This is a genomic window from Streptomyces dryopteridis, assembly GCF_049606955.1.
Lineage (GTDB): Bacteria > Actinomycetota > Actinomycetes > Streptomycetales > Streptomycetaceae > Streptomyces.
Window position 1 is genome coordinate 1 of record NZ_CP187113.1, and the last position, 11,380, is coordinate 11,380.

An 11,380-nucleotide genomic window follows, 5' to 3' on the forward strand; every position below is an offset into this window, starting at 1 on the left:
CGGAGTCCCCTTCGGGGCCTCTGGTCGCGCCGCTTCGCTCTGCTCCCCCAGCCCTTCGGGCTGGTCCCGCTTCGCGGGGCCGGCAACGGCGGGAGCGGGGTGGCCGGTGACCTGTCGTCAAGCGGTCTCGGTTGGTGCCGGGTTGGGTCCGGCCGGTTCGTCACCCACACGAGGGGCTGTGTCCCGAACCGGCTGTGCATCACATGATGCACGTGTATTATCACGGATACAAGCCTCCCACCTCTGGAGCAGACGGCCGGCCGGGGAATCCGCATTCTGTGTCGTGTGGATTTTTTGCCGGTGTTCACCTCTTGCGTGTTTCGGATTCGGATCGGCTTTTCGGGGTGGGTGAATCCGTCTATTGATGCTTGCGTATTCTCACGGATTCGGCCTGCTGTCCTTTCTCGGGAAGGTGGAGTTCGTGGGGATGAGCTTGCGGCCGCATCAGGTCGAGGCGGTGGACGCGATTCTGCGGGGCATGGACGTGCCTCGGGGCGGGATCCCGTGGAACGGGGTGCGGGGGCAGGTGATCGCCGCGTGCGGGACGGGGAAGACCCTGATCGCGGCGGAGTCCGCGCGGCGCCTGGTGCCGCACGGGCGGGTCCTGGTCCTGGTGCCGACGCTGGAGTTGCTGACCCAGACCGCGGCCGCGTGGCGGGCGGCCGGGCACGAGGGCACGGCGGTCGCGGTGTGCTCGTTGGACGACGACCCGGTGCTCTGGGAGCTGGGGATCCGGTCGACGACCTCGCCGCCGCAGCTGGCGCTGTGGCACCGCACGGGCCCGGTGCTGATGTTCGCCACCTACAGCTCGATGGGGGTCGTCATCGAGGCGTGCGCCGGCACCTACGGGCAGCGGCTCGGTCGGTTCGACTTGGTGGTCGCGGACGAGGCGCACCGGACCTCGGGGAGCCTGGCGAAGTCGTGGGCGGACGTCCACGACCAGGAGCTGCTGCCCGCCGACCGCCGGCTCTACTTCACGGCGACGCCCCGGGTGTGGGTGGACCGGCCGCCGTCGGAGCGGGTGCGGGAGCAGCACGCCGAGAACGAGCGGAAGGCCGGGAAGGCCCTGCTGCCGCCGTGGTTGGCGGCGAGCATGGACGACGAGGCGGTCTACGGCCCGCGCATCTTCGAGCTCTCCCTGCCCTCAAGTGTCGCCAGAGGGCTCCTGGCCGAGTACCGCGTCATCGTGGTCGAGGTCACCGACCCGGTCCTCCCGCCCCGCCGGCTGTTCGGGCAGGAACGGCGCGAGGAGGACGTACGCGGCGACCGGCTCGCCGTGCTCCAGGCCGCCGTGCTCAAGACGATGACGGAGTACGGGCTGAAGACCTCGATCACGTTCCACCACCGCACCGTCGAGGCCCGCGCCTTCGCCGAGGGCCTGCCCGGGACGCTGAAGAAGCTGCGGAAGGCCGACCCGGAGGCCCACGGGGATCCGGTGTGGGTGGACTGGCTGTCCGGGGAGCACTCCGCCGAGCGGCGCCAGGAGGTGCTGCACGGGTTCTCCCACACCGCGCACCGCGCGATCATCGCCCAGTGCAAAGTCCTCGGGGAAGGCGTCGACATTCGCGCCGTGGACTCCGTGGTTTTTGCCGATCCGAAGGGTGCACCGCACGACATCGTCCAGGCCATCGGCCGGGCCCTGCGGCAGCACCCCGGGGAAAGGAAGACGGCCTCCCTGATCGTGCCGATCTTCCTGCCCGAGGGCGAGAAATCGGATCTCTCCTCGCGGGCGTACCGGCCGCTTGTCCAGGTGTTGCGTGGTCTGAGGAGCCACGACGAGGACGCCCTGGAACACCTCGCGATGCCGCAGGAGGGGCGCGGGTACGTGGCCCCGATCGAGCTCGGGGAGGCGCCGGAGGAGGGTGCGGAGGACGAGCGGTACCTGTTGCGGTTCTCCACCCGGCGGGACCCCGTGGAGATCGCGGAGTTCATTCGGTACGAGGTCATCGACACCGAGCGTCTCGACTGGCGGCGCGGGCACGCGGCCGCGCGCCTGTTCCGCATGCGCGAAGGGCACGTGCGGATCCCCTACCTCCACCGGGAGGGCACGTTCCCGCTGGGCAGGTGGTGGAGCGAGCAGCGAACGGCGTTCGCGGCCGGGCGCATGCGCGGCGACCGGGCGGCGAAGCTGGAGGAGCTCGGGATCGAGTGGGACCGGGCCCAGGCCGACATCGCCGAGCACCTCGACGCCGCGCGGGTGTACTACGCGGAGCACGGGACGCTGTGTGTCCCGCGGGATGCGGTGGTGGTGGAGAAGCCGCTCGGGCAGTGGATCTCCAACCACCGCCGGCCCCACATCGCGGCGCGGCGGCCCGAGGTCGTGGCCGCCCTGGCCGTCATCGACCCGGACTGGAACCCGAGCTGGAATCCGGACTGGCAGCGCCACTGGGCGGCCCTGACGCTCCTTGCCGAGAACAGGACCAGAGTCCTGGAAGACAACGATGCGGCATCGGACGGCAAGCCCGGACACGACAGACCCGAGACCACGGTGAACGGACTCGACATCCCACCCGGGACCACCGTCAACGGCCTCGACGTCGGCGCGTGGCTCGCCCGACAACGCCAGGCCGCCGTGTGGGCGCGGCTCGTCGAGGGGCAGCGCGAACGCCTCGGCCGGTACGGCGTCGCGCCCGAGGAGACGCCCGGCGAGGACGCGACGGGCCGCGGCGCGGCCGCGGCGGGCCCCGCGCGTGGGGGCGTTCGAGCGGGGCCTCGCGGCGTTGGACGCCTACCTCGCCCGCACCGGGGAGTTGCCGCAGCGCAAGGCCGTCGAGGTCATGCCCGACGGGGCCGAGGTGAAGGTCGGGGTGTGGACCATGAACCTCAAAAGCAGGCGGGAGCGGCTGGACGCGGTGCAGCTCGCCGCGCTCGCCGAACGCGGGGTGCCGTGGGCGGCCGAGCTCACCGAGACCGCCGGGGCCGGGGCGGGTGTGCGGTGAGCGGGTTCGGGCGGGGTCAGGACGTCGAGAAGGGCGAGTCGGCGGAGCGTGTGGAGGACGGCCGGGGTGGGTGCGCGGTGAGCGGCAGGGAGCGTTCCGGTGCTCGGCCGCCCCGCGGCCGTGGACCCTCGATCTCGGCACGGGGTGTGGTGGAATGCCGGGCCTGCTACATCGCGGAGGAACTCGGCCACCCCCGACCACGCCGGATCCCGGCACGCCCGGCTGCGGCATCGAGGAGCGATTGGGAGCGGCCGGTGCCGGCGCCTTCTACGACCCCGAGGTGGATCCGGTGGCGGTCGCGTGGGCGGCGAAGGTCGCCGCCCGGCGGGTCCCGGACTTGATTCCGCCGTTTTCGAACCGGGGTGCTGCGGATGGACGCGACGGTCCCCGAACCTGCCGCGAGCGCGGTGCGCGACGTCACATGTGAAAGAATCCGGATCATATTGATGATGCGTCACGATAGCCTGGGAGTTGGGTTCCTGATGGTTTATCACCTTGTGGTCAAGGCCAAGGTGCGCACGGCATTCGCAGAAATCAGCAAGGGGAACTGGGAATCCATGGTGGATTCCCTCGCCCCGCGCTTCAATTACCGGTTCTACGGTGAGCACGCCCTTTCCGGAGAACGCACCACGCACGCCGCGATGCGGCTGTGGTGGGAGCGGATAGACCGGATCATGCCCAACCCCCGCTTCGAGGTGCGGGACATCGTGGTGGCCGGCTGGCCGTGGAACACCACGGTCGCCACGAGCGTGCGGGTGCGCACTCCCCTCCCCGACGGGTCGTACTACGAGAACGTGGTGAACCAGTTCATGAAGATGCGCTGGGCCCGCATATACCAGGTGCGCACCCTGGAGGACACCGTGGTCCTCCAGCGCGCCCTCGACGTGGTCGCCGCCTCCGGGGTGGCGGAGGCGCACGCGGCTCCCATCACCGACGAGCAGGCGGCCGGGCACTGCGCGCGGCGCTGAACCCGGGACGCGGTGGGCGGGCCGGGGAGCGTTGCTCGGCCTGCCCACCGCTCCGTCCGCTGCCGCCGCCGGGGCCGGCCGTCGGGCCTGGGCTCAGCCGGACGCGCCGAGCTGTTTGGCGAGCTCGAAGGAGTCCATGGAGAACCAGCTCTCCACGATGACGCCGTCGGTGAACTCGTCACAGTGCAGCGAACGGCGTTCGCGGCCGGGCGGATGCGGGGGGATCGTGCGGCGAAGTTGGAGGAGCGCGGGATCGACCGGGACCGGGCCCAGGCGGACATCGACGAGCACCTGGACGCGGCGCGCCTGTACTTCGTCGAGCACGGGACGCTGTGCGTGCCGAGGGACGCGGTGGTCGTCGAGAAGCCGCTCGGACAGTGGATCTCCAACCACCGCCGGCCCGAGATCGCCGCCCGCCGGCCCGAGGTCGTGGCCGCCCTGACGGCGATCGACCCGGCCTGGAACCCGGAGTGGAACCCGGAGTGGCAACGCCACTGCGCGGCCCTGGCGCTCCTCGTCGGCGAACGAGGAGAGGCCCGTGGACGTCGCCCCTGGCGTCACCGTCAGTGGCCTGGACGTCGGAGCGTGGCCGGCCCGGCAACGCCAGGTGGGGGTCTGGGCGCGGCTGGTGGAGGGGCAGCGCGAGCAGTTGGTCCGGCTCGGCGTCGTCCCCGAGGCGCCGGCGGCCGAGGTGGCGGCGGAGCCGCGGCGGGCGCCTCGGGCGGGGGCGTTCGAGCGGGGCTTGGCCGCCCTCGACGCCCACCTCGCGCGCACCGGGGAGTTGCACAGCGCAAGGCCGTCGAGGTGCTGCCGGACGGGACGGAGGCTCGGGTCGGGGTGTGGGCCGTGAACTTGAAAAGCCGGCGAGAGAAGTTCGGAGTCGAGCAACTGGCCGCACTCGCCGAGCGGGGCCTGCCCTGGGCAGCCGAACTCGCCGAGACCGCCGGGGCCGGGGCGGGTGTGCGGTGAGCGGGGGCGAGGACAACGGGCTCGGGGGTGGTGATGAGCCGGCGGACGTACGAACACTCGGAGGCCGGGGCCGTAGCGCGGCGGCGCCTGCACGTACTCCTGGCCGACGCCGGCGTCGAGGCGGAGGAGGTCGGCGAGCTGGTGTCGGCGCTCGAGGCCGGGGCGGCGGCGGGGGCCACCTGTTCACCGAGGAGGGGCGCGGCGCCCTGAACTCCCCCACACCCGAGAACAAACCCCGCAGACCCAACGGTCCGAGCCGAAAGGCCCGCTCGTGACGCGGGGACGGCCAAGACCGAGCCGGGCCACGGCGCGCACAGCCACCCCGGGCCGGCCCCACAGGCCCGACCACGCCCGACACGCGCCCACCGAGACCACCGGACCGGCCGCCGAACGGGCCGTCGAACCCCTGTGAGGAGGGTGGGCAGTGAGGCCGGCGGACGTGTGGGAACTGACCGCGCGGATCGCGCACGGGGTCACCGTCGCGGCGGCCGGGCTCGACCGGGCGCGGGTGGTGGAGCGGTCGGTGGAAGCGGGGGAGGCGGCGTTGGCGGCCCGCCCGGCACCGGGGCGGGGGGGTCGGGTGCGGGAGCGGGAGGCGTTGATCACGCGGGTGCGGTGGGAGAAATGGCAGCGCATCGACGCGCTCCTGGTCGAGGCCGGGGAGGTGGCGGTGTACGAACCAGCCACGGACGCGGTGGCGGTCGGGTACGCGGCCGAGGCCGCGAACGCCGACACCCGACGCCACGCCCCCGACCTTGCTCCGCCCTACCGGACCGGGCCCCTACGGGGCGACGTGATGGTACCGGAACCCACCGCCAGCCCGGTCCGGACCGCCACCGAACACACCAGGCAACTGGAGGACAAACTCCTCCAAGACCCCACCGCCCGGATCGACATCAGCCCCGACAACGAGCTCGTGCTGGGACCGGACCAGCCTGAACCAGGGCCCCGGACGGCGCCGTCCCCGCATGCGCGGGGAGCAGAGCAGTCGACCTGCTGTTTTGCCCGCGCTGAGCGCTGTTTTGAGCAAAGATGAGAGAAACGGACATAGCGGGCAAGAGTCTGGGTGGGCGGTGGCCGTGGGGCATACCGCTCATCCTGGACCGTGACCAAGGCCCCGCACAACCGATCCTCCCAGACCCGGCACGGACCGGGGCGCGACGGCGGGGTTCGGGGGTTTTCAACCGACGGCGGGGACCGGAACACGGCGGGCCCACCAGGCTGGCGGGAGCGGCTGGGCCCGGTGCAGCAGGCGGCGCTCACCGAGCGAGGCGCGCCGTGGACGCTCGAAGCCGGAACAGCCACCGGGCCGGGGCGGGTGCGCGGTGAGCGGGGGCGAGGAGAACGGGCTCGGGGTGGTGATGAGCCGGCGGATGTACGAACACGTGCAGACCGGGGCTGACGCGCGGCGGCGTCTGCACGTGCTCTTGGCGGCCGCCGGGGTCGAGGCTGCGGAGGTCGACAAACTGGTGTCGGCGGTCGAGGCCGGGGCCGAGGTCGATCTGCGGCAGGGGGGCGTGTTGTCGTCCCGGAAAGACGTTTGCCACCTGCCGTCTAACCTCTCCTTTTGAGGGGTGAGATTGTGGAAAAGTCGATCTTGGTTGAGTCCATCGGGTACTCCGCTGTGTGCCAGGAATGCGGGGCCGAGACGGAGTGGTGTGGTGTTCAGGCCCTGGTGGGCGAGGCACTGCGGTGGGATGTCGAGTCGACGTGTCCGGCCTGCGGGTTTGCCGTGGCTGTGTGTGGCGGTGACCTGCCGGAGGAACTGCGTGGCCGACTGCTCTCCGTGGATGGGCGGGCACGGTTGCGGGTGGCCCCGCCGACGAGGAACGCCGCCATCATGCGGGTGCTGCGGGCGGAACTCGGCATCGGCCTGGACGGCGTCCGGGCCGTGCTGGAACAGATCTTGACCGGACAGTACTCAGGGACCCTGCCCGAGATGGAGCTCTTGGCGCGGAAGCTGCGGGCAACAGGCATCGAAGCCGTCGCGTCACAGACGGTGGATTGAGTGAACCTGCCGCCCGGAACGGCTGGGCTCGGCAAGGACGGCCCACCGCCCGAAGGGCGGCAGGCCGTCGAGGTAGACAGCAGCGGGGATCAGCCGGCCTTGGCTGCTCCCTCAACGCATGCGCGGGTGCTGGAGAGACGGTAGGAGTCGGTGCCGGTCTCGATCACCCCCGCATCACAGAAACCGCCATTCCGTGCACCACGGCCGAGGACGGGGCGGTGTACGAACCGAGCGCCGATCCGGTGACGGTCGGATACGCGGCCGAGGTCGCGAAGGCCGACGCCCGACGCTGCATCCTGGACGTCCACCGCGCACCCAAGCCCCCGACAACCGCCGATTGTCGGGGCGCGGTGCGTCCAGAACCGGCACCGGGCATACCGGTGAACGTTCATGGTCGGGGTGTGGGGCATGATCGTTGGCGTGAGCGGATCGGAACGGGAGCGGCTCTCCCGGATGTGGGAAGAACATGTGCGGGCGCCGTTTCCCCCACACATGCGGGGACTGGAGATCGACGGCGAGAACATGGTGCTGCTCGACGCGGACATCGCCGGTTGCGTCGTCTCGACGCTGTCGGGACCTCTCGAGGACAAACGGCGTGAGGTTCTGCTGCTCTGTCTGGCGGCCGTGGAGAAGGTCCTGCCCTCGATCGACGACGATGGCGCGTTCGACTACTACGCACACCTACGGAACATGGCCACATTGGCAGCCGAGCTGGACGGTACCGGCCCGCGGTAGCCGGGAGGAAGGAGTCCTCCCAGCGACTTCCCGTTCGTACATCGCCTACTCGTCCCATGCCCCGACTCCCACAGCCGATCGTGGAACACGCCCCGACGACTAGGCCGTTTCCTTCGGATCATCGTGCTGACCAGATGAAGATGGCGGCGAGGTGGAGTCCGGCGAGGTAGATGGTGGCGGTTTTGTCGTAGCGGGTGGCAAGGCCGCGCCACTGCTTGAGCTTGTTGATGCACCGCTCGACGGTGTTCCGCTGCTTGTATGCCTCCCGGTCGAAGGCCGGCGGGCGGCCGCCGAACCGGCCGCGACGTTTGCGGTTGGCGGCTTGGTCGGCCGGCTGCGGGATCACCGCCCTGATTCCACGTCGCCGCAGGTGTCGGCGGATCGCCCGGGACGAGTACGCCTTGTCGGCCAGGACCACGTCCGGCGTGACTTTGGGACGGCCGATCCGCCGGGGCACCCGCAAGCGGGCCATGACCTGCGTGAACGCGGGCGCGTCACCGGCCTGGCCCGGCGTGATGACGAAGGCGAGAGGCCTGCAGCGGCCGTCGGCGGCGAGGTGGATCTTCGTGGTCAGTCCGCGCGGGAGCGTCCGAGGGCATGATCGTGCGGCTCGCTGGCCGGGGCCCCTTTTGACGGGCCCCGGCGGCGTGCTGATGAGCACGCACGATCGTGGAGTCGACCGCGACGACCCAGTCCAGGTCGCCCTCGGCGTCGGCCTGGGCGAGGAGGGCGGTGAAGACCTTCTCCCAGGTCCCGTCCGCCGCCCAGACCCGCAGCCGATTGTGGGCGCCCTTCCACGAACCGAAGTGCTCGGGCAGGTCCATCCACGGCGTCCCGGTCCGGTACTTGAACGCGATCGCGTCGATCACCTGCCGGTGATCCCGCCACCGCCCACCCCGCCTCGGGGACCGATCCGGCAACAACGGCTCGATACGGGCCCACTGGGCATCAGTCAACGACACACATCAACCAACGATCAGATGATCCCAAGGAAACGGCCTAGGCCGGCGCCGGGAGTGTGGGGGCTACGTCGCCCCGGGCCGCCCCGAACCAGAACACACCGGCTCGGGGCGGCGGCGCTCGGACTGGTACGGGGCGGGCGCGGGCCGGGGCGGGCACGTGGGTGGTGTGCAGGGTGTACGCGGGCGTGCGTCGGCGAGGACGAAGAGCTCGTGCACGAGGCGGGACGTGGGCTTGGGAGGCGCGGGTACACAACCGGACTCAGGGCCGGCGATTCGAGGTCGAGGACAGGTCGCGCGGCCCGGGCACGGAGGCGGCCGTGCAGGCATGAGGCCGGGCCGGGTACGCGAGGGATGCCGCGGCCCGCGCCACGCTCGCGTGTATACACGGTGTATACACGCCGGGTTCCCCCCGGAATCCCGCCTTCGCCGTCCGGGATCGAAGCCGTCCTCCCCTGCGGGCCACGGCCCCGCAGGCTCACCCGTCCGCTGGGGTCAGAGGGATCTGTGGGGGCCGTGGTGCGGGCTTCCAGCGCGGTAAGGTCGAGGTCCCCGTCGGGGGTGCCGGTCATCCGCGCCGGGCACAGGGTGGGTGTGCGGGTCCGATGCTGGAGGCGGTGGTGCCGGGCGGCAGTCTCACAGACCGTGTCGGGGACCGGGCCGGTGGTGGGCAGCGGCCGCGAGCTGGGCCCGGCGCTGCCCGTTACTGCAGTCGCTCATGTGCGCGCACACGAGCGCCAGGAGCGCGTCGGCGGGGGGCGCGGTCAGGTCGTCGGGTCGAGTCGGACGGGATCCATGGTGGGGGCGTAGATGAAAGCGGCCATGCCACCCCGACGGCCCACCCGAGCAGACGGTCACGGGGCGCACGGCACCGGGACCAAGGGGGCGTCGAGGGGTGTCCTTGCCCGGGTCGGGTACTTGGCCCGGGCAAGGACCAGGGCAACAGGCCATCCGTCAACGCGAAGTCGAGGTCGGGTCCGAGGCCAAGGTTCGGGGTCGAGGCCGGCCCGAGGTCGAGGTGAAGGGCAGGGCCTGGGCGTGCACGGGAGCGAATGGGGCGCCAAGGGGTGGGATGGGGCCCGAGGCGGAGCCGGTCGAGGGGTCGGTCCGGTGGGCTGGGGCGCAGGCTGCGGACGTCGGGGCCGGGGCAGCGGCGGGCACCCGGGACGGGCACGGACCCACGCACGGCCGGCGCGCGCGGGCCGCGGTCGCGACTTTCACGAACACCCGGGCGGGACGCGGGCGCGCCCGGCCCGGGCACGCGGGCATCGGAGCGCCGGCGCGCGCTCCCGGACCGGTCAGGACGACCGCGAGGCCACCTCGCCCGAAACCCGAAACGAAACCCCGCGGGCACAACGCCCCGGGCCGACGTCCCGCAGGCGACGCTGAGAGCGCACGGGCCGCATCCGGACACGGCGCGCGCAGCCACCTCGCCCGCTGAGGCCGGGGTGTTGGCCGCGTCCCTCGTTGAACGGGGCATGGGCGACCGCCCGTGCCCCGCGCCCGATCCCGACCGACCGACCGAACCGATACGCAGGGGAGATCCTCGTGGCCCTCGTGCAGGCCGCAGCCGGCGGCGAGGTGACGAGCGACGCCCGTCACATGCTCACTGCCTCGTCCCGCCAACCCGGCGTAGGCTTCCGGGAGGTGCTGTAGGAACCGGACCTCGACGGGATCGTCGGACTCTCCCTCATTCAAGACGGCCCGACAACGAACCCGAACCGACACGGTGGGAAGCGCCGCGGGGCGCCTCGAGGCGCATCAAGGCGGCCTTCGAGACCCCGTCGGACACACAGGCCCGTCCCGAGCAGCCGCGCGTCAGGGCACGAGGCGGACACCCCGGACGCAGAGTGGGCTTCGGCATCGTGGTCTTCGCCTTGCCGGCCCTCGTCATCGTGACCTTTTTCGCCCGATGCGTTCTGCCCTGGAAACAGCAACCAGGCGGGACAAGAGGCCGCGATGACAGAACAACGGGGTCTACGGGGGCCTACCTGGGGCTCTTCCCGGGCGGGACGGTGTGGACCATCCACAGGGCCGTGCGCATCTTCGCCCCCGGCGACGTGAGCCTCGAGACCCTGGCCGGCCGGCTCCCGTTGAAAGCGGTCACAGGTAGTGGACGTCTGGCGGGGCGGGCAGGTGTTGTGTTCCCCGTGGCCGGTGAGCGCCGCCGTGTGTTCTCAGTGACGCTACGCGGTGCCGAGGGGTGTGAGCATCTCGCGGATTCGGGTGCTGGAGACGTGACCGGTGTAGGGGAGGTAGACGACGTCGACGCCGACGGTGGCGAAGTCGGTTTCCCACCGGGAGGCGAGGTCGGTGCCCTGCCAGTCGTCGCCCTTGAAGAGGCGGTGGAAGCCGACTTGCTGCCATGCCTGCATCTTGTCGAGGCTGTGGTCGACGACGACGGTGTCCGCGTATCTCATGGAGCGCACGATCTCGAGGCGTTCTTCGAGGGGGACGGCCGGCCGGTGGCCCTTGTGCTCGGCGGCGGTGTCGGTGAGGACCCCGACGACGAGGTGGTCGCACTGGGCGCGGGCGCTCTTGAGGAGGTTGAGGTGGCCGATGTGGAAGAGGTCGAAGACGCCGGGTGCGTAGCCGATGATGTGGGACATGGGGGGCTCCTGGGTTGTGCGGCCCCGGTGGACGAGGGCTGCCGTGGTGGGCGGTAGGTGATCTTGCAGCATTCCCATGGCCTGGTAAAAGCCCTGGTCCGAGGGTTGGGACGATCCGACGAACCGGGTGGTGGCCCGGGAGGGGAGGCCCTCCCGGGCGGTATGGGACGAACCGGTGGAATCGTTTCGGGCC

General features: G+C 71.5%; 11 protein-coding genes and 2 pseudogenes. 10 read left to right on the top strand and 3 right to left on the bottom strand.

Translation table 11 applies throughout. The annotated features are described in order from the left end of the window. Positions 1 to 364: 364 nt before the first annotated feature. Positions 365 to 3,280 (top strand): Helicase associated domain protein, encoded by a 2,916-nt coding sequence (locus ACN20G_RS00005; RefSeq protein ID WP_424210594.1) that lies wholly within the window; start codon positions 365 to 367, stop codon positions 3,278 to 3,280. Positions 3,281 to 3,421: 141 nt separating this feature from the next. Next, positions 3,422 to 3,907 carry a nuclear transport factor 2 family protein gene (locus ACN20G_RS00010; RefSeq protein WP_424210595.1) on the top strand — a complete coding sequence of 162 codons (486 nt, stop codon included), beginning with the start codon at positions 3,422 to 3,424 and terminating at the stop codon, positions 3,905 to 3,907. Between the two features lie 93 nt (positions 3,908 to 4,000). On the opposite strand, the gene ACN20G_RS00015 is transcribed toward ACN20G_RS00010, so the two are convergent. Continuing rightward, on the bottom strand, positions 4,001 to 4,231 hold the full coding sequence (locus tag ACN20G_RS00015) for a hypothetical protein (RefSeq protein WP_424210596.1): 231 nt from the start codon (positions 4,229 to 4,231) through the stop codon (positions 4,001 to 4,003). 12 nt (positions 4,232 to 4,243) lie between these two features. On the opposite strand from ACN20G_RS00015, the pseudogene ACN20G_RS00020 reads away from it, so the two are divergent. The 8 genes and pseudogenes from ACN20G_RS00020 to ACN20G_RS00055 all read left to right on the top strand — a co-directional run. Further along, positions 4,244 to 4,300, top strand: a pseudogene (locus ACN20G_RS00020) (hypothetical protein); the annotation flags it as partial. Between the two features lie 145 nt (positions 4,301 to 4,445). Next, positions 4,446 to 4,757, top strand: coding sequence for a hypothetical protein (locus tag ACN20G_RS00025; protein ID WP_424215692.1), 312 nt, complete (start codon positions 4,446 to 4,448; stop codon positions 4,755 to 4,757). Beyond that, positions 4,754 to 4,876 (top strand): hypothetical protein, encoded by a 123-nt coding sequence (locus ACN20G_RS00030; RefSeq protein WP_424215693.1) that lies wholly within the window; start codon positions 4,754 to 4,756, stop codon positions 4,874 to 4,876. Before ACN20G_RS00025 ends, ACN20G_RS00030 begins: the two co-directional genes overlap by 4 nt. Before the next feature lie 33 nt (positions 4,877 to 4,909). After that, complete coding sequence (locus ACN20G_RS00035) at positions 4,910 to 5,086, top strand: hypothetical protein (protein ID WP_424210597.1); 177 nt, start codon at positions 4,910 to 4,912, stop codon at positions 5,084 to 5,086. Between the two features lie 214 nt (positions 5,087 to 5,300). Beyond that, positions 5,301 to 5,912 carry a hypothetical protein gene (locus tag ACN20G_RS00040; protein ID WP_424210598.1) on the top strand — a complete coding sequence of 204 codons (612 nt, stop codon included), beginning with the start codon at positions 5,301 to 5,303 and terminating at the stop codon, positions 5,910 to 5,912. Positions 5,913 to 6,249: 337 nt separating this feature from the next. Further along, the gene (locus ACN20G_RS00045) at positions 6,250 to 6,447 is read left to right on the top strand and encodes a hypothetical protein (protein WP_424210599.1); all 198 of its coding nucleotides are present in this window, start codon (positions 6,250 to 6,252) and stop codon (positions 6,445 to 6,447) included. Positions 6,448 to 6,458: 11 nt separating this feature from the next. Further along, a complete protein-coding gene (locus tag ACN20G_RS00050) occupies positions 6,459 to 6,884 on the top strand; it encodes a hypothetical protein (RefSeq protein WP_424210600.1) in 426 nt (141 codons plus the stop codon). Between the two features lie 420 nt (positions 6,885 to 7,304). Beyond that, positions 7,305 to 7,619 carry a hypothetical protein gene (locus ACN20G_RS00055; protein WP_424210601.1) on the top strand — a complete coding sequence of 105 codons (315 nt, stop codon included), beginning with the start codon at positions 7,305 to 7,307 and terminating at the stop codon, positions 7,617 to 7,619. A 118-nt stretch (positions 7,620 to 7,737) separates the two neighbouring features. Here the strand turns inward: ACN20G_RS00055 and ACN20G_RS00060 are convergent. Continuing rightward, positions 7,738 to 8,581 (bottom strand): annotated as a pseudogene (locus ACN20G_RS00060) (IS5 family transposase). Positions 8,582 to 10,764: 2,183 nt separating this feature from the next. Then, entirely contained in the window at positions 10,765 to 11,187 is a 423-nt protein-coding gene (locus ACN20G_RS00065; RefSeq protein ID WP_424210602.1) for an adenylyltransferase/cytidyltransferase family protein, read from the bottom strand. Between the last annotated feature and the right edge of the window lie 193 nt (positions 11,188 to 11,380).